The sequence below is a fragment of the Streptomyces sp. AB3(2024) genome (assembly GCF_041862025.1).
Lineage (GTDB): Bacteria > Actinomycetota > Actinomycetes > Streptomycetales > Streptomycetaceae > Streptomyces.
On record NZ_JBGWAB010000058.1, the window covers coordinates 1 to 17,652 of the forward strand.

General features: G+C 73.5%; 14 protein-coding genes. 7 read left to right on the forward strand and 7 right to left on the reverse strand.

The window, feature by feature from the left end:
• The coding region (locus ACEPPI_RS22220; protein ID WP_373917001.1) for a CAP domain-containing protein at positions 1–635 on the forward strand (635 nt) is incomplete at its 5' end.
• A gap of 212 nt (positions 636–847) precedes the next feature.
• Positions 848–3,322, forward strand: coding sequence for a Helicase associated domain protein (locus ACEPPI_RS22225; RefSeq protein ID WP_373917002.1), 2,475 nt, complete (start codon positions 848–850; stop codon positions 3,320–3,322).
• Between the two features lie 10 nt (positions 3,323–3,332).
• Here the strand turns inward: ACEPPI_RS22225 and ACEPPI_RS22230 are convergent, their stop codons facing one another.
• Positions 3,333–4,724: a glutamate decarboxylase gene (locus ACEPPI_RS22230; RefSeq protein ID WP_373917003.1), complete on the reverse strand. Its 1,392-nt coding sequence runs from the start codon at positions 4,722–4,724 to the stop codon at positions 3,333–3,335.
• 300 nt (positions 4,725–5,024) lie between these two features.
• Here ACEPPI_RS22230 and ACEPPI_RS22235 point away from each other — a divergent pair, with 300 nt between their 5' ends.
• Positions 5,025–5,417 carry a tyrosinase cofactor gene (locus tag ACEPPI_RS22235; protein WP_030229777.1) on the forward strand — a complete coding sequence of 131 codons (393 nt, stop codon included), beginning with the start codon at positions 5,025–5,027 and terminating at the stop codon, positions 5,415–5,417.
• Positions 5,414–6,262 (forward strand): tyrosinase family protein, encoded by an 849-nt coding sequence (locus tag ACEPPI_RS22240; protein ID WP_373917005.1) that lies wholly within the window; start codon positions 5,414–5,416, stop codon positions 6,260–6,262. Before ACEPPI_RS22235 ends, ACEPPI_RS22240 begins: the two co-directional genes overlap by 4 nt.
• Here the strand turns inward: ACEPPI_RS22240 and ACEPPI_RS22245 are convergent.
• Together ACEPPI_RS22245 and ACEPPI_RS22250 are read right to left on the reverse strand one after the other, a co-directional pair.
• Positions 6,217–6,921 (reverse strand): response regulator, encoded by a 705-nt coding sequence (locus ACEPPI_RS22245; RefSeq protein WP_373917006.1) that lies wholly within the window; start codon positions 6,919–6,921, stop codon positions 6,217–6,219. The genes ACEPPI_RS22240 and ACEPPI_RS22245 overlap by 46 nt on opposite strands.
• Positions 6,918–8,738, reverse strand: a complete 1,821-nt coding sequence (locus ACEPPI_RS22250) for an ATP-binding protein (protein WP_373917039.1) — start codon at positions 8,736–8,738, stop codon at positions 6,918–6,920. Before ACEPPI_RS22250 ends, ACEPPI_RS22245 begins: the two co-directional genes overlap by 4 nt.
• Before the next feature lie 155 nt (positions 8,739–8,893).
• On the opposite strand from ACEPPI_RS22250, the gene ACEPPI_RS22255 reads away from it, so the two are divergent.
• Both ACEPPI_RS22255 and ACEPPI_RS22260 read left to right on the forward strand, forming a co-directional pair.
• Complete coding sequence (locus ACEPPI_RS22255; protein ID WP_373917007.1) at positions 8,894–10,309, forward strand: cation:dicarboxylate symporter family transporter; 1,416 nt, start codon at positions 8,894–8,896, stop codon at positions 10,307–10,309.
• 289 nt (positions 10,310–10,598) lie between these two features.
• Positions 10,599–12,368 (forward strand): S8 family serine peptidase, encoded by a 1,770-nt coding sequence (locus ACEPPI_RS22260; RefSeq protein ID WP_373917008.1) that lies wholly within the window; start codon positions 10,599–10,601, stop codon positions 12,366–12,368.
• Here the strand turns inward: ACEPPI_RS22260 and ACEPPI_RS22265 are convergent.
• The 4 genes from ACEPPI_RS22265 to ACEPPI_RS22280 all read right to left on the reverse strand — a co-directional run bounded on the left by ACEPPI_RS22265 (position 12,365) and on the right by ACEPPI_RS22280 (position 16,774).
• Complete coding sequence (locus ACEPPI_RS22265) at positions 12,365–13,756, reverse strand: alpha/beta hydrolase family protein (RefSeq protein WP_373917009.1); 1,392 nt, start codon at positions 13,754–13,756, stop codon at positions 12,365–12,367. The genes ACEPPI_RS22260 and ACEPPI_RS22265 overlap by 4 nt on opposite strands.
• An 86-nt stretch (positions 13,757–13,842) precedes the next feature.
• Positions 13,843–14,511 (reverse strand): (2Fe-2S)-binding protein, encoded by a 669-nt coding sequence (locus ACEPPI_RS22270; RefSeq protein ID WP_373917010.1) that lies wholly within the window; start codon positions 14,509–14,511, stop codon positions 13,843–13,845.
• Between the two features lie 83 nt (positions 14,512–14,594).
• On the reverse strand, positions 14,595–15,848 hold the full coding sequence (locus ACEPPI_RS22275) for an MFS transporter (RefSeq protein ID WP_373917011.1): 1,254 nt from the start codon (positions 15,846–15,848) through the stop codon (positions 14,595–14,597).
• A 119-nt stretch (positions 15,849–15,967) separates the two neighbouring features.
• Positions 15,968–16,774 carry an alpha/beta fold hydrolase gene (locus ACEPPI_RS22280; RefSeq protein WP_373917012.1) on the reverse strand — a complete coding sequence of 269 codons (807 nt, stop codon included), beginning with the start codon at positions 16,772–16,774 and terminating at the stop codon, positions 15,968–15,970.
• Positions 16,775–16,914: 140 nt separating this feature from the next.
• On the opposite strand from ACEPPI_RS22280, the gene ACEPPI_RS22285 reads away from it, so the two are divergent.
• Positions 16,915–17,601 (forward strand): GNAT family N-acetyltransferase, encoded by a 687-nt coding sequence (locus ACEPPI_RS22285; RefSeq protein ID WP_373917013.1) that lies wholly within the window; start codon positions 16,915–16,917, stop codon positions 17,599–17,601.
• Positions 17,602–17,652 lie beyond the last annotated feature (51 nt).

The window sequence follows — 17,652 nt, forward strand, 5'->3', positions numbered from 1 at the left end:
GGGGCACCGAGGCGGGCGGCGGCGCGCCCGCGTCCCCGCTGGCCGCGCTGTCGGCCCCCGACGCGAACGCGGGGGCGCCCTCCGCCTCCGGGTCGGCCTCGGCCTCCGCTTCGGCCTCCCCCTCGCCTTCGGCGTCCGCTTCCGCTTCGGCCTCCCCCTCGCCCTCCACCAGCTCGTCGAAGTCCCCCGCGCCCACGCCTGCGAAGACCAGCGCTCCGCGCCCGGCCGCACCGGCTCCGGCGCCCGCTCCGGCGGGCGTGGCGGGACAGGTCATCGCCCTGGTCAACTCCGAGCGGGCGGCGGCCGGCTGCGGGCCGCTCAAGGAGGACGCGCAGCTGCGCTCCGCGGCCCAGGGGCACTCGGAGGACATGGCGCAGCGGGACTACTTCTCGCACACCGACCCGGACGGGGGCGACCCGGGAACGCGGACGACGGCCGCCGGGTACCGCTGGTCGACGTACGGGGAGAACATCGCGAAGGGTCAGCAGACGGCGCAGGACGTGATGGACGCGTGGATGAAGAGCCCCGGTCACCGGGCCAACATCCTGAACTGCTCCTTCAAGGACATAGGCGTGGGCATGCGCCCGGGTGCGGGCGGCCCCTGGTGGACGCAGAACTTCGGCGCCCGCATGTGACCGGCCGTCCTCCGCGAACGGCCGGCCGCCCCCGGGTGACCACCCGGGGCCCGCGGCGGTCCGGATCCGACCCGTCCGGACGCAATGGTGCGGACGTGACAGTGCGGACGTGACCGTCCGGACCTCCCCCTTCCCCTGTTTGTCTCAGAATCCGGGCAAGATAGGACCTGGAGCAGAACGGGCAGATCAACGGGGACGGGGTGACGAGTCGGATGGCGAAGCCGCAGTTGCGCGCGCATCAGCGCGAGGCCGTCGACGCCGTCGTCCGCGCCCTGGAGCCCCCGGCCGACGGCCGGCTCCCCGGGCGGGGCCTGCGCACCCAGGTGATCATGGCGACCGGGTCGGGCAAGTCCCTGGTCGCCGTGCGCTCCGCCGAGGAGTTGCGGGCGGGGCGGGTGCTCGTCCTGGTTCCCTCGCTCGACCTGCTCGTGCAGACCGCGTCCGCCTGGCGGGCGGGCGGCCGGACCGGACGCGCCCTCGCGGTGTGCTCGCTGCGCGGCGAGGAGGCGGGACTGCCGACCACCACCGATCCGGGCCGACTGGCCCGGTGGGGCACCGGGCCGGTGGAGCGGGTGACCGTGTTCGCCACGTACGCGTCGCTGGGGCAGGGCACCATCGAGCGGGCCCACCTGGCGGGTCTGCCGCCGTGGGACCTGATCGTGGTCGACGAGGCGCACCGTACGTCGGGGCGGATCGGCAAGCCCTGGGCGGTGGTCCACGACAACACGCGCATCCCCTCCGCCCGCCGGCTGTACATGACGGCCACCCCCCGGGTGTGGCGGGACGGGGAGGACCCCGAAGCCGAGGGGGCGGAGGACGAGTACGGGGAGGGGCCCGCGCGCGCCCGGGGGGCCGGCGGGCTCCGGGGCCGGGGCGAGCTGGTGGCCTCCATGGAGGACGATCCGCAGGGGCCGTTCGGCGCCCGCTGCTACACGCTCCCCTTGTCGGAGGCGATCGACCGGGGCATCTGCGCCCCGTACCGGGTGGTGTGCGTGGACATCAGCGATCCGGGCTTCCGGTCGGCGGTGCTGCTGGGTGCGGACGGCCGTTCGGACCGGGTGCGCGGGATGCGGCTGGCGGCGCTCCAGGCGGCGCTGGTTAAGGCCGCGGCGGACCAGGGGTTCCGGCGGACGCTGGTGTTCCACCATCTGACCAAGGAGGCCGAGGCCTTCGCGGCGGGGCTGCCGGCGGTCGCGGCGCGGCTGCGGGCCGCGAGCCGGCCGGCGCTGCCGGCGTACCCGCGCACGGTGTGGGCGGACTGGCTGTGCGGGCAGCACACGGCGGCCCACCGGCGTCGCGTGCTGGAGGCGTTCGCCGCGGACCGGGTCGCGGACAAGGCGTTCCTGGGCAGCGTCCGGGTGCTGGGCGAAGGTGTCGACACCAAGGAGTGCGACTCCGTGTTCTGGGCCGACGTGCGCGGTTCCATGCCGGATCTGGTGCAGGCCGTGGGCCGGGCGCTGCGGATCCGGCCCGGAGAGGGGAAGGTCGCCTCGCTGGTGGTGCCGGTGCTGCTGGGGCCCGGGGAGTCCCCCGAGACGATGCTGACCTCACGGGCCTACGGGGACCTCGCACGGCTCCTGGAGGCGCTGAGGGCGCACGACTCACGCCTGGTGGAGGCTCTGGCCCAGCCGCAGGCACCGGGCCGCCCGGCGTCGGCGGCCGGTGCGGGCGGGAGCACCGGCGGCACCGGGCCGGGCGCCGCGGCGCTGCTGAGCTTCTCCACGCCCCGGGATCCGGCGCTGCTGGCGGCCTTCGTCCGGCTTCGGGTGCTCAACCCGGAGCACACGCGGTGGCGGCGCGGGGCGGAGGCGGCGCGGATCTACGCGGCGACGGCCGGGGACCTGCGGGTGCCGTTCGCCTACCGGGTGCCGGAGTCCGGCGGGCAGTGGCCGTCGGCCCTGGCGGGGTTCCCGCTGGGCCAGTGGATCGCGGACGCGCGGCGCACGTACCGCCGGGGCGCGCTGGGCCGCGAGCGCATGCGGGAGCTGGACGGACTCGGCATGGTGTGGAGCCATTTCGACGTGGCCTTCGAGGAGGGGCTGGCGGCGGCGGGGGCCTGGGCCGCCGAGCACGGGCACCTGCTGCCGCCGGTGGACGCCACCTGGCACGGGGCGCCCGTCGGGGTGTGGATGAAGAACAACCGGGCCGCCGCGCGCCGGGAGGGGCCGGGGGCGCTGCCGGAGGAGCGCCGGGAGGCGCTGGACCGGATCGACCCGTCCTGGTGTCCCGTCTGGGACATCGGCTGGCAGCGGGCCTTCCACCTGACCCGGGTGCACCTGGACGCGGGCGGCCGGGTTCCGCCGGTTCCCGGCCGGGTGCTGGTGCAGGGCGAGGACCTGGGCGGGTGGGTGCGCGCCCAGCGGCTGGGGTGGGAGCGGCTGGGGTGGTCGCAGCGGTGGCTGCTGGAGCACACGCTGGGGCTGGCCCCGGCACCGGAGGCGGAGCGTCCGCCCGCGCGCCGCAGCCATGCCTCCGCGTGGGCCGGGTATCTGGAGGCGGCCCGGCAGTTCCACGCCCGCGAGGGGCACCTTAAGGTCCCCCGCCCGCACGTGGAGCGGTGGGGGGACCAGGAGCTGAGGCTCGGGGCGTGGATCGCCAACCAGCGCTCCCGCGCGGCGGGGCTGGCGCCGGAGCGGGCCGCCGCGCTGACGGCCCTGGGGATGCGCTGGTCCCGCTCCGGCCGGTGACCCGGGGCGGTCAGTGGTGGAAGCCCGACCTGGGTTCCGTGGTGGGGACCGGCTGCGGGTGGGCGGCCAGGTGTTCGACGGCCGCCCGCATGTCGGTGACGAGCAGGGCGATCTGGTCGCGGGTCACCCCGTGGCGGATCAGGACGCGCTGGATGAGGGTGTCCTGACGGTCCGCCGGGAGCGGGTACGTGGGCACCTGCCAGCCGCGCATCCGCAGCCGGTCGGAGAGGTCGTAGAGGGTGAACCCGGCGCCGGCCGGGTCGGCGAGCATGTAGGAGACGGCGGGCAGCCCGCCCTGGCCGTCGTAGAGCAGGGTGAAGGGGCCCATGCCGGCGATCTCCCCGGCCAGGTACTGGGCGGTGTCGGCGCAGGACTGCTGGACGCGCCGGTAGCCGCCGCGGCCCAGCCGCAGGAAGAGGTAGTACTGGGCGATGACCTCGCCGCCGGGGCGGGAGAAGTTGAGGGCGAAGGTCGGCATGTCACCGCCGAGGTAGTCCACGTCGAAGACGAGGTCGGCGGGGAGCAGATCGGCGGTGCGCCAGACGATCCAGCCGACGCCGAGCGGGGCGAGCCCGTACTTGTGCCCGGAGGTGTTGACGGAGGCCACGCGCGGCAGCCGGAAGTCCCAGACCACGTCGGGGTGGAGGAAGGGGGCGACGAAGCCGCCGCTCGCCGCGTCCACGTGGACGGGGATGTCCCAGCCGTGCTCCTGCTGGATCCGGTCGAGCTCGGCGGCGATCTCGGCGACGGGTTCGTAGTCGCAGGTGTAGGTGACGCCGAGGATGGCGACGACCCCGATGGTGTTCTCGTCGACGTGGGCGGCGAGCTGGTGCGGGAGCAGGCCGGTCGCGCCGGGCTCCACGGGGACCTGCCGGAGCTCGACGTCGAAGTAGCGGGCGAACTTCTCCCAGCAGATCTGCACCGGGCCGCAGACCAGGTTGGGCCGGTCCGCCGGTTTGCCCTCCCCCCGGCGGCGGGCCCGCCAGCGCCATTTGAGGGCGAGGCCGCCGAGCATGGCGGCCTCGCTGGAGCCGGTGGTGGAGCAGCCGGTGCCGGAGGTTCCGGGCGGGGCGTTCCAGAGGTCGGCCAGGATATTGACGCAGCGGGCCTCGATCTCGGCCGTCTGCGGGTACTCGTCCTTGTCGATCATGTTCTTGTCGAGGCACTCGTTCATCAGGCGGTGCACGCCGTCGTCCGACCAGGTGGTGCAGAAGGTGGCCAGGTTCTGGGCGGCGTTGCCGTCGAGGAGCAGCTCGTTGTGGAGGAGCGAGTAGACCACCTCGGAAGGCGAGTGGTCGTCGGGCATCCGGTACTTCGGGAGGATCTGGCCGCTGAGGGCGGACGTGAACACGTCCGTATCGGCGTCCCTGGCGTTCGCGTCCTTCGTCTGATGAAGAGCCATATCGGGACTATAAGGTGCAGATCGTTATGAAGTCGACTTCGGCACCTCTCGGGAAACGCTTGAGGAAAGCGGGGCGCGAGCCGCACCTTCCGGCCGACTCCGGCGTGTGATCCCCTCCATAACAACCTCGTCACGCCGGAAGAATTACCGTCCAGTAGCATTTCCCCCGCAGATCTTCCCGCACCGGCCGTCGGAGCCGACGCGAACGGGGAAGATCATTTCATTTGTTCTACACACAACTTATCCACCGATGTCCTGATAGCGGCCAACTGCCCCCATGGCCCTGATAGTTCTTCGGCCATGAACAAGATCACCCGTCGGCAGGCCTTGGGCACCACTGCCGGCGCACTCACCGTCCTCGGCATCGCGGGCGCCACCGCGCACGCCGCCGCCACCGACTCCCGTGCGGCCACCACCCCGGCCGGCACCGTCGACGAGGTGTACCAGGGCCGCCGGATCCAGATAGCCCCCGGCACGGGGGGCGGCCACCACGGCGGCCACCACTCCCCCGGTCTGCCGACCGTGAAGATAGACGGCCGCGAACTGCACGTGATGCAGAACGCGGACGGCACCTGGATCAGCGTCGTCAACCACTACGAGACCTTCGCCGACCCGACCTCGCTGGCCCGTGCCGCGGTGCGCGAGCTCCAGGGCTCGCAGCTCGCCCCGATGCAGATGGGGGGCATGGCATGACCGTCCGCAAGAACCAGGCCGCGCTCACTCCCGAGGAGAAGCGCGCCTTCACCAACGCGCTGCTCGAACTGAAGCGAACGGGCCGCTACGACCGGTTCGTCACCACCCACAACGGGTTCATCATGAGCGACACCGACTCGGGCGACCGCGTCGGCCACCGCTCTCCCTCCTTCCTCCCCTGGCACCGCCGCTTTCTCCTGGAGTTCGAGGCGGCTCTTCAGGCGGTGGACGCGAGCGTCTCGATCCCGTACTGGGACTGGACCGCCGACCGCACCACCCGCTCCTCCCTCTGGGCCGCCGACTTCCTCGGCGGCACCGGCCGGGCCCGGGACGGGCAGGTCATGGACGGACCCTTCTCGTACGCGACGGGCAAGTGGGAGGTAGCCGTACGGGTCGACGGGCGCAACTACCTGCGCCGCGCGCTCGGCGAGGGCGTCGCCCAGCTGCCGACCAAGGCCGAGGTGGACGCCGTTCTGGCGATGCCGGTCTACGACATGGCGCCCTGGAACAGCTCCTCCAACGGCTTCCGCAACAACCTGGAGGGATGGCGCGGCGCCAACCTGCACAACCGGGTGCACGTGTGGGTCGGCGGCCAGATGGCCACCGGGGTCTCGCCCAACGACCCGGTGTTCTGGATGCACCACGCCTTCGTCGACAAGCTCTGGGCCGACTGGCAGGCGAAGCACCCGCAGTCCCCCTACCTGCCGGCCGCCGGCACCGCCAACGTGGTCGACCTGCGCGACACCATGCGGCCGTGGAACGACGTGACCCCGGCCGACATGCTGGACCACCGCAAGTTCTACACGTTCGACACGGAGCCGGCCGCCGCCGCCAGCCAGCGGTAGTGCAGTTCGGGGCGGCCGACCTGACCGTACCGGGGGGTGCGGTCCGCCCGGCCGGTGTCCACCAGGTGCTCCAGGTACCTGCGGGCGGTGATCCGCGAGATCCCGGCCGCCTCGGCCGCCCCCGCGGCGGTCAGCCCCTCGGGCGCCGCCCGCAGCAGCGCCGCGACCCGCTCCAGGGTCGGGGCGCTGAGCCCTTTGGGCAGTTCCGCCGGACCGGGCGCGCGCAGTGCGGCGAGCGCCCGGTCCACGTCGTCCTGACCCGCCGCCTCGCCCGCCGACGCCCGGAACTCGGCGTAGCGCAGCAGGCGTTCGCGCAGGGTCGGGAAGGCGAAGGGCTTCAGTACGTACTGCACCACGCCCAGCGAGACGCTCTCGCGGACCACCGCCAGGTCCCGGGCCGAGGTCACCGCGATCACGTCGACGGGATGCCCGGCGGCCCGCAGCCCGCGCGCGAAGCGCAGCCCGTGGCCGTCGGGCAGGGTGAGGTCGAGGAGCAGCAGGTCGACCCGGGTCCGTTCCAGCACCCGGGTGGCCTCCGCGAGGGAGTGGACGGCGGCCACGGCCGTGAAGCCGGGCACCCGGCCGACGTAGAGCGCGTGCGCGGCGGCGGCCACGGGATCGTCCTCGACCACCAGCACCCGCACCTCGGGCGCGCTCACGACGCACCGCCGGCGCGGCGCTGACGGGGGATGCCGGGCCCCGGCCCATGTCCGTCACCTGCCGTGTCCCGGCCGGGGCCCGGCGGCGCGTCCCGGCCGGAGCCCGGCGCCGTCTCCGGCGCCGCTCCGCGTCCCGGCTCTCGGCCGGCTCCCGGTCCGGCCCCGGGCGCTGCTGCGGATCCCGGCTCCCCCGGTGACCCGGGCCGCGTGTCCGGCTCCCGCGCCTCCGCCGCTCGCGCCGTCTCCCCGCAACCGGCCCGGCCGGAGCCCAGCGGCAGGCTGACGGTGAACTCCGCGCCCCCGGCCGGCCCGGAGACCGCGTCGACGGCCCCGCCGTGCCGGTGGGCCACCTGGCGGACCAGCGCCAGCCCCAGGCCGCGCCCCTCCCCCTTGCCGGACCAGCCGCGCCGGAACACGTCCACCCCCTCGGGCAGTCCGGGGCCGTTGTCGGCGACCCGCAGCAGCAGTTCGTCCGCGTCCCGGCGCACGGTGACGGCGATCCGCGCTCCGGGCACCCCCATGAGGGCGTCGACGGCGTTGTCGATCAGGTTGCCGAGCAGGGTGACGAGGTCGCGCGCGGGCGGGAGACCGGGCACCCCGTCCATCCCCTCGACGGCCCCGCCCGCACCGCTGTCCGGGGTGACGACCAGCTCTATGCCCCGCTCGTGCGCCTGCGCCGCCTTGCCGAGCAGCAGGGCGACCAGCACCGGCTCTCCGACGGCGGTGACCACCTCGTCGGTCAGGGCCTGGGACAGCTCCAGTTCCGCGGTGGCGAACTCCACCGCCTCCTCGCTGCGGCCCAGTTCGATGAGGGAGACCACGGTGTGGAGCCGGTTGGCCGCCTCGTGGGCCTGGGAGCGCAGCGCCTGGGTGAAGCCCCGCTCGTGGTCCAGCTCCCCGGTGAGCGCCTGGAGTTCGGTGTGGTCGCGCAGGGTGACCACGGTGCCGCGGCGGCCTCCGCCGGCCACCGGTGAGCTGTTGACCACCAGCACCCGGTCGGCGGTGAGGTGGACCTCGTCGACCCGCGGCCGGTCGGCGAGCAGAGCTCCGGTGAGCGGGGCGGGGAGGCCGAGGTCGGCGACGCCGACGCCGGTGATCTCCGCGCGCAGGCCGAGGAGTTCGCGACCGGCGTCGTTGACGAGGGTGATCCTGCGGTGGCCGTCGAGCATCAGCAGCCCCTCCCGGACCCCGTGCAGGGCCGCCTGGTGGTAGTCGTACATCCGGCTCAGTTCGGCGGCGTTCATCCCGTGCGTGTGGCGGCGCAGCCGCGCGTTGACCACGTACGTGCCCGCGCCGCCCAGGGCCAGCGCCCCGGCCGCCACCCAGGCGAGGGCCGAGAGCTGCTCCGCCAGCCGGTCGCTGACGGCGCGCACGGTGATCCCCGCGCTGACCAGGCCGACGATCCGGCCCTCCTCGTCGGCGAGGGGGGTGACCACGCGGATGGAGGGGCCGAGCGTGCCGGTGTAGGTCTCGCTGAAGGTCTCGCCGCGCAGGGCGGGGGCCGTGTTGCCGAGGAAGCGTTCGCCGATGCGACGCGGGTCGGGGTGGGTCCAGCGCCGCCCGTCCGGGGCCATGATCGTCACGAAGTCCACGCCCGAGTCGGCGCGCACCCGCTCGGCGTAGGGCTGGAGGGCCGCCGAGGGGCCGGCCCCGCTCCCGCCGCTTTGGACGGCGTCGCGCACCGACGGGGAGTCGGCGACGGACCGCGCCACGGCCCCGGCCTGGCGCCGGGCGGCGTCCTCGGCCTGGTCCCGGGCGGTCGCGTACGCGAAGACCGCGCATCCGGCGACGACGACGGCGACCAGCAGCACCTGCATGGCGAAGAGCTGGCCGGCGAGGCTGCGGGGCGGCCGAGGGAAGCGGAGCATGGCGCTCAGTGTGCACCCGGCCATGAACTCAATGAACGGAAGGGTGACCGGGGTCACAGGGTGGGCGATGGTCTCCCGGAACACATTCACCACCAGGAGGCGACGTGGCCGCCAGGCGCGACAAGACCCATTATCTCTACATCGCGGTGATCGCCGCGGTGCTGCTCGGCATCACCGTGGGCTTCGCCGCTCCCGGCGTGGCTGTCGAGCTCAAGCCGCTGGGCACCGGCTTCGTCAACCTCATCAAGATGATGATCTCGCCCGTGATCTTCTGCACGATCGTGCTGGGGATCGGCTCGGTCCGCAAGGCCGCCAAGGTGGGCGCGGTCGGCGGACTCGCCCTCGGCTACTTCATGGTCATGTCGACGGTGGCCCTCGCGATCGGGCTGGTCGTGGGGAACCTCCTGGAGCCCGGCAGCGGGCTGCACCTGACCGAGGCGGCCCGGCACGCCGGGGAGGCCCAGGCCAAGGCGGGCGGCGCCGAGAGCACGCCCGAGTTCCTGCTCGGGATCATCCCGACGACGCTGGTGTCCGCCTTCACCGGGGGCGAGGTGCTCCAGACACTGCTGGTGGCACTGCTGTGCGGGTTCGCGCTCCAGGCGATGGGCACGGCGGGCGAACCGGTGCTGCGCGGGATCGGACACGTGCAGAAGCTGGTGTTCCGGGTACTGGCGATGATCATGTGGGCGGCACCGGTGGGTGCCTTCGGGGCGATCGCGGCGGTGGTCGGAGCGACCGGCATCGACGCGCTGAAGTCCCTGGCCGTGATCATGATCGGCTTCTACACCACCTGCCTGCTCTTCGTCTTCGTCGTACTCGGCACCCTGTTGCGCGTGTGTACGGGCGTCAGCATCTTCGCCCTCCTGCGGTACCTGGGGCGGGAGTTCCTGCTGATCCTGTCGACCTCCTCCTCGGAGTCGGCGCTGCCGCGGCTCATCGCGAAGATGGAACACCTCGGCGTCTCCCGGCCGGTGACCGGCATCACCGTGCCGACCGGCTACTCCTTCAACCTGGACGGGACGGCGATCTACCTGACGATGTCCTCCCTGTTCGTGGCGGAGGCCATGGGCAAGCCGCTGGCGCTCGGCGAGCAGATCTCGCTGCTGCTCTTCATGATCGTGGCCTCCAAGGGCGCCGCGGGGGTCACCGGGGCGGGTCTGGCCACGCTGGCCGGCGGGCTCCAGTCACACCGGCCCGAACTGGTCGACGGCGTCGGCCTGATCGTGGGCATCGACCGCTTCATGAGCGAGGCCCGGGCCCTGACCAACTTCGCGGGCAACGCCGTCGCCACCGTGCTGATCGGAACGTGGACGAAGGAGTTCGACCGGGAGCGGGCCACCGAGGTCCTCGCGGGCCGGATGCCCTTCGACGAGACCACGCTGATCGACGACGGGCACGGAGCCCGCCCCGACGAGGCGCCCGTCGCGGTGCCCGCACCCTCGACGGACTCCTCCGCCGCCCCCTCCGCCGCCCCCTCCGCCGACCCGTCGGCCGGGGCCAAGGACGGTGTGCCGGCCTGACCGGCGCACCCGCGGGATCCGGCCGGGCAGGGCTCGCCCCCACGGTGCCCAGCCCGGCCGGTGTCCCTTCTCCGGGAGGCGATGGGGCGACGAGCCCCCGCCAACCGCCATTTTCGGCCAATCGGCCGGTAACTCCGCTGCGCTAAAAGGTACTTCCCTCCAGGGTGGCCCGTCTGACATCTTGCGTCCACCACTCGTTTCGTACGGCACGGCAGATGCCAACAGCACCGCTGTGCCATCGGAGGACGCATTGATACCCCACATATCCAGCCGACCCCGACGTAGCCTGGTGATGGCGGCCGCCCTCGGCGCCGCCCTCGCCTTCGGAGCGCCCGCCGCGATCGCCGGCACCGCTCCCGTCAACCCGAACGGCTCCGCCCCGGCTTCCGCTCCGGCGGCCGCCCCCAAGGCTGCGGCCCCGGCTTCCCAGAGTGCGACCTGGGCCGCCGGCACCCGTGCCTACCTCGTGATCAGCGCCCCCGGCGACAGCACGGCGATCCGCTCGGCCGTCACCGCCAACGGCGGCACGGTCTTCTCGTCCTTCGACGCGATCGGCGTGATCGTCGCCCACTCCGCCTCCGCCACCTTCGCCTCCACCATGCGCGGCGTCAGCGGGGTGCAGCAGGTGGGCGCCACCCGTACCTCGGACGTCCCCGCCGACGCCTACAACCCGGCGCTGCCCGCCAACCCGGCGCAGTCCTCCACCGCGGCCGGCGAGCCGGTCCGCGCGGACATGAGCCAGATCAAGGCCGACCAGGCCTGGGCCGTCACCACCGGCTCCCCGTCGGTCAAGGTCGGCATCCTGGACACCGGTGTCGACGACCAGCACCAGGACCTGGCCCCGAACTTCAACGCGGCCGACTCGGTCTCCTGCGCCTACGGCAAGCCCGACACCCGTACCGGCGCCTGGCGTGACGTGGACACCCACGGCACCCACGTGGCGGGTACCGTCGCCGCCGCCAAGAACGGCAAGGGCGTCGTCGGCGTGGCCCCGGGAGTGAAGATCTCCGCGGTCCGCGTCGCCGAGCCGGGCAACTCGTTCTTCTTCGCCGAGAACACCATCTGCGGCTTCGTGTGGGCCGGTGACCACGGCTTCAAGGTCACCAACAACAGCTACTACACGGACCCGTGGCAGTTCAACTGCCCGGACAACATCGACCAGGCCGCCATCATCGAGGGCGTCAAGCGCGCCCAGGAGTACGCCGAGAGCAAGGGCTCGCTCCAGATCGCCGCGGCGGGCAACGAGGACTACGACCTCGCGCACAAGACGACCGACACCGCGAGCCCCAACGACTCGACCCCGGTCACCCGCACCATCACCAACGCCTGCATGGACATCCCGACCGAGCTCCCGGGCGTGGTCACCGTCGCGGCGAACGGCACGGGCGTCACCAAGGCCTCGTTCTCCAACTTCGGGCAGGGCGTCATCGACGTCGCAGCCCCGGGCCAGGACGTCTACTCCACGCTGCCGGGCGGCAAGTACGGCACCAAGAGCGGCACCTCGATGGCCACCCCGCACGTGGTGGGCGTCGCGGCGCTGATCGCCAGCGCCAACCCGGGCATCACCCCGGCGCAGATCCGCGACAAGCTGGCCACCCAGGCCAACGACATCGCCTGCCCCGCCGACGGCCGCTGCACCGGTACGACCGCGAACAACTCCTTCTTCGGCGAGGGCCAGGTAGACGCCCTGAAGGCGGTCGGCGCCACCCCGCCCGCGGGCAAGTACTTCGAGAACACCGCGGACTTCGCCATCGGTGACAACACCACCGTGGAGAGCCCGATCACCGTCTCCGGCGTGACCGGCAACGCCCCGGCCACCCTCAAGGTGGGCGTGAACATCGCGCACACCTACATCGGTGACCTCAAGGTCGACCTGGTCGCCCCCGACGGCTCCGTCTACACGGTCCACAACCGTGCGGGCGGCGGCACCGACAACATCAACCAGGTCTTCACCGTCAACGCCTCCTCCGAGGTCGCGAACGGCACCTGGAAGCTGCGGGTGAACGACAACGCCGGCGGCGACACCGGCAAGATCGACTCCTGGAACCTGACCTTCTAGGAGCGGTCCGGGCGGAGCGTCGCCTCCAGCCAGTCGAAGACGACGTCGCAGTGCTGCTGCGGGGCCATCGGGGAACAGTGCAACTGTGCCCCGGTGGCCTCCGTCATCTTCACGTACTCGCGCCGCGAGCTCAGCAGGTCGTACATCTGCCGCGGCTGGCCCGGGTAGAACAGCTCGAAGTCGTAGTCCAGGACGAGCGTCGGCGCCTTGATCCGGGGGACCAGCTTCGTGATGTCGAGGCCGATGGCCACCTGCGCGGGCGTCCAGAGGTCGGTGAGCACCTTGCCCGCGCGCGCCTGGCGCAGCGCCTGCCGGTCGAAGATCTCGAAGCGCTTCTTGACGGTGAACGCGAGCTGCGGGGTCAGCTCGGGGACCACCTCCTCGTTCCAGACCCGGTTGGTCTCCGCCTTGTCCGGCGTGACGACGTCGCGCAGCTCCTTGTCGAAGCCCAGCCAGGGGCTGACGCAGCCCGGCTGGCAGACCACGGCGGCCAGGCGGTGCTCGAAGGCCGCGGCGCGGGCGACCAGGTTGCCGCCCATGCTCAGGCCCGTGAGGGCGATCCGGGCGGAGTCCACGTCCTTGCGGGCCGCCAGCCAGTCGACGAGCGGTGTGACCACCTTCTCCCAGCGGGTGGTGAAGGGGATCTCCTCGACGAAGAGCAGCTGTCCCTGGCCGGGGCCGTCGTAGACGAGGGCGTTCCAGCCCCGGTCGAGGGCGGCGGACACTCCGTAGGTCCACATGTCCACGTTCTGCCCGTCACTGCCGTTGGTGAGGATCACGGTGGGGCGCGGCCGGGCGGGGCCCTCGGGACGGAAGAACCAGACCGGCAGGCGCGTACCACCGTACGGGACCTCCGCCCGGACGGCGGCCGGGGAGCACAGCCGGGTGAAGGCGTCCCAGGCGGTGCGTCCGGCGAGGTAGACCGCCTTCTCGTCGGCGGGTGAGGTGGTGCCCAGGACGTAGAAGAGGGCCTGGGCGTAGTACTGCGCGGCGCGCAGCGAGCGGAAGCGGCGGGTCTGCGGGGGGACGTCCCCGCCGTGGCGCCCCGCGGCGGGGGGCGCCGCGAGCCGGTCGCCCCAGGCGCGGAAGGTGTCGGTGTAGCTCTGCTCGGACAGGCCGGCGGCGTTGACCGCGTTGACGGCGGTCAGCACCTCGCCGACCTCGGAGGCGCGCATCCCGGCCGCGCCCAGGGCGAGGAGCCCGGCGAAGTCGAAGCCCGGGTCCGCGAAGAGCTTCATGGCCCCGGGTGCGGGATCGGCGGCCGACGCGGACGGGGTGGGCGCGGCGTGGGCCGTGCCCGGCAGGGCGAGGGAGCCGGCTCCCGCGGCGAGACCGGTGAGCGCGGTGCGGCGGGACACTCCGCCCGGCCGCGATGTGGGGGCGTTCATGCAGCGGACGCTAGGTGAAGCTCCGGCGGACCGCCCGGCCGCCGCACCCCCGGCTGCTCCGAACGGCCCCCCGGGCCACGGCGCGGCTACCTGGTCCGCAGCACGCAGTCCCCGCAGAGGCCGCCGCCGGGCACCCGGTAGTACAGGCAGCAGCTGCGCCGTACGAAGGCCACCCCGAGCCCCTCCTCGTGGACGAAGGTGCCCGTGCCGGCCAGGGGCCCGCCGTCGGCGAGCAGGGCTCCGGCCAGCTCGACGGCCGGTCGTGCCGGGACCCGGTCGAGCAGCACGCGCAGCGCGCCGACGAGCCCGGAGGCGGCGTTGCCGCGCAGCACCTTCGCCGAGACCCCGTACCGCTCGCGCAGCGCGGCGTCCAGTACGGCCAGGTTCCCGAGCACGCTCTCGCCGAGGGCCGCGGCCGGCCGGGCGGCCGGCTCGGGGAGCCACAGTTCGAGCGAGCCGGCCGCGGGCAGGCGCCACCACAGGCGGGCGGGGTCCAGGTCGGGGATCGCGCCGCCGAGCGCGGCGCAGCCCAGGCCCAGCGACCACAGCCGCGAGGCGATCCCGAACTGCGCGGTCGAGGCCGCCACCCGGCCCGGACCGCTGCCGATCCGCCGTCCGACCTCGGCCACGTAGGGCGCGAGGTGCTCCCCGTACAGCTCGTCGAGCGGCCGGAACCCGGGGCCGGGCGGTCGCTCGCCGTGCGCGACGGTGAAGAAGGGGCCCACGGCGGCCAGTCGCCGCAGTACGTCGTCCATGGACGGATGATCGCAGCCGACGGCCCGGGTCCCCGCGGCCGGGTCGGCCGCGGGAGCCCTCGGGGCGGGGGTTCCCGGGCGCCCTACGCGGCCACGCCCCCGGCCGGTACGCCCCCGGCCGGTACGTCCTCGGCCCGCGCGGCCGACCGGGCCCGGCGCACCGCGGGGCCCATCGCGTAGGAGGCGGCCAGCAGCAGGGCGCCGAGCAGCAGCCAGCCGGGGATCCCCCACAGCAGGAGCAGCGAGGTCAGCAGCAGCGGCCCCAGGGTCCGGGCCACCGGCACCCCGGTGCCGAAGAAGCCCTGGTACTGGCCCATGTGCTCGGCGGGAGCCAGCGAGAAGCCGATCTGCCAGGACCCGGCCGACTGCCGCATCTCGCCGTCGGCCTGCAGCGCGGCGCCCACCACGAGCAGTGCCGCGGCGGCCCATGCGGCCCCCGGCAGCGCCGAGGCGGCGAACACGGCGCACGACAGGGCCATCAGCAGCCCGGAGACCCGCAGGGCCCGCGTGGCGCTGTCGAGGTCGGTCACGGGCCGGGCCGCCCGTACCTGGAACAGCATCACGGCCACGGTGTTGAGCACGAACAGCGCCGACACCAGCCAGCCGGGAGCCTGGGTGCGCTCCACGATCCACAGCGGTATGGCCAGGCTGAGCAGCGGCATCCGCAGCAGCAGCACGGCGTTGAGCAGGGTGACCAGCGCGTACGGCCGGTCGCGCAGCACCGCCAGCCGGGGCGCCCCCGCCGCCCGGTCCGCGGCGGGCGGCACGGCGGGCAGGGTCGCCAGCAGGGCCGCGCATCCGAGGAAGCTCAGGGCGTCGAGGGCGAAGACCACGAGGTAGGCCCGCTCGGTGCCGGCGCCGAGCGCCAGGCCGCCCAGTGCCGCCCCGAGGGCGAGTCCGGCGTTGAGCGTGGACTGGAGGTGGGCCAGCACGCCCGTCCGCTCCCCCGGGGCGACGAGCCCCGCGAGCAGCGCCTGCCGGGCGGCCGCGAGACCGCACTGAAAGACGGCGTAGAGGACCACGGCGCACAGGAAGGCCCCGTAGGACCGGATGAACAGGAAGGAGGCCACGGACGCGGCGGTGGCCAGGGCCAGGAGCACCGAGGTGCCGCGCGGTCCCCGCCGGTCGGCGAGGGCGCCCAGCGGGACCCCGGCGACCGAGCCGACCGCCCAGGCGAGGGTCAGGCCCAGGCCGATCTGGGCGGGTGAGAGGCCCACCACCCGGGTGAAGTAGAGGGCCGAGCACACGTAGTAGGCGCCGTCGCCGACCGAGTTGCTCAGCTGGGCGGCGGCCAGGCGGCGCGGGGCGCCGGGGGCGGGCAGGAAGCGTATCGTCACCGGTCCATTGGATCAGCGGAATGGCCCATTCGGCTGGTCCAATGGGGGGCGGTTTCGATGGGCCACCCGGCAGCCCTGCCGACCCCCTGCCGACCCCCGGCCGGCAGGGGGTCGGCCGGTCACAGGGCGGCGAGGAACTCCAGCAGCGCCCGGTTGAACTCCTCGGGCCGCTCGACGCCCGGCAGGTGGCCCGCCCCCTCGATCACGGTGAGCCGGGCGTGCGGGGCGAGGGCGCACATGCCCTCGGCGTCCGCAACCGGGGTGTACACGTCGTCCGCGCCGACCAACACCAGGCAGGGCACGGTCTCGGGCAGCTCCGCGAGCACGGGCCGGTAGTCCGGCCGCTCCGCCCGCCCGCGCAGGGCCGCGGCCGCCCCCCTGGGGTCGGTGGCGCGCATCATCGCGCTCACCCGGGCGGCGGCCCCGGGCTGCGCGATGAGGTTGTAGGGGGCCAGCATCTTGTCCATGACCTCATCCGCGTACGGGGCCATGCCCTCCTCCAGGAGCCGCTCGGCGAGCTCCCTGCGGAACTTCACCCCCTCCGGCGTCTCCGGCGCCGGGGAGGTGTCGCTGAGTACGAGCGCCCGTACCAGACCCGGGTGGCGCAACCTGACCTCCAGTGCGATCTGCCCGCCCATGGACACTCCGCCGACGACCGCCTGTTCGATTCCCAGATCCGCCAGCAGCGCGGCCGCGTCATCGGCGAAGCGGGCGAGCGTCGTCTTTTCCTCCAGAGCCGGGCTCTCCCCGTATCCTCGCAGGTCAGGGGCGATGACTCGATATCCCGCAGCCGTCAGGGCAGTCGCCTGGGGCACCCACATCGAGCGGTTGAACGGGTGTCCGTGGAGCAGGATCACGGACTGTCCGTCGCGCGGACCAAAGTCATCAAAAAACGATGTCGCGCCATTGCCAAATTGGGGGTTCATGAGAGGACTTTAAGGGGCTACATTGAGCCACTCGCGTTCACCTGACAGCCCGTTGCCTTTCACCCGCGTTTTGCGCGGGGGGTGACGTCAGGAGCGCAGACTGTGCAACCACCCCACCGCCCAGAAGGACCGAAGGCTCCGTGCCCGTACCCGTACTCCTCGTTGGCCGCTCCGTGCGGCTTGAGCCCCTCGCCCCCCACCACACCGAGGCCCTGGCCGTGGCCGGTGCCGAGGATCGTACGACTTACGCCTTCACTCCCGTGCCGCACGGGTTGCAGGCGTCCCACGAGTACATCGACCGCGCCCTCTCAGATCAGGCAGCGGGTCGATCGCTTGCGTTCGCCGTGGTCAGAGCCACTGACGGGCGGGTCGTCGGTTCGACCCGGTTCCTGGAACTCGACTACTGGCAGGGCCCGCTGGTGTGGCCCGCGGTACCGGGGGTCCCCTTCGGGGATCCGACGACCGCGATCCCCGATGCCGCCGAGATCGGCAACACCTGGCTGTCGCCGGGTGCCCAGGGCACGGGGATCAACACCGAGGCCAAGCTGCTCATGCTCCGCCACGCCTTCGAGACCTGGGGCGTGCGCCGCATCTCCCTGCGCGCGGACGCCCGCAACGGGCGCTCGCGGGCGGCGATGGAACGTCTCGGCTTCACCTGCGAAGGGGTCCGCCGGGCCCATTCACGGGGGCTGGACGGCGCGGTGCGCAGCACGGCCTTCTATTCCGTGCTCGACGAGGAGTGGCCCACCGTCCGCTCCCTCATCGAGCTGCGGATGTCCGGCGCCCAGCCCCGCAAGCGCCGGCGCAAGACGCTGATCCCGGCGTAACGGTCCTGCGACCCCTCCCGGCCCGCCCGCGACGGCGTTCCCGTCCCGGCC

Bases quoted from the DNA above. Each gene is read 5' to 3' on its own strand.
- ACEPPI_RS22265 (WP_373917009.1), bottom strand. From the start codon at position 13,756: ATGAACGCCCCCACATCGCGGCCGGGCGGAGTGTCCCGCCGCACCGCG.
- ACEPPI_RS22225 (WP_373917002.1), top strand. From the start codon at position 848: ATGGCGAAGCCGCAGTTGCGCGCGCATCAGCGCGAGGCCGTCGACGCC.
- ACEPPI_RS22280 (WP_373917012.1), bottom strand. From the start codon at position 16,774: ATGAACCCCCAATTTGGCAATGGCGCGACATCGTTTTTTGATGACTTT.
- ACEPPI_RS22270 (WP_373917010.1), bottom strand. From the start codon at position 14,511: ATGGACGACGTACTGCGGCGACTGGCCGCCGTGGGCCCCTTCTTCACC.
- ACEPPI_RS22235 (WP_030229777.1), top strand. From the start codon at position 5,025: ATGAACAAGATCACCCGTCGGCAGGCCTTGGGCACCACTGCCGGCGCA.
- ACEPPI_RS22230 (WP_373917003.1), bottom strand. From the start codon at position 4,724: ATGGCTCTTCATCAGACGAAGGACGCGAACGCCAGGGACGCCGATACG.
- ACEPPI_RS22240 (WP_373917005.1), top strand. From the start codon at position 5,414: ATGACCGTCCGCAAGAACCAGGCCGCGCTCACTCCCGAGGAGAAGCGC.
- ACEPPI_RS22250 (WP_373917039.1), bottom strand. From the start codon at position 8,738: ATGCAGGTGCTGCTGGTCGCCGTCGTCGTCGCCGGATGCGCGGTCTTC.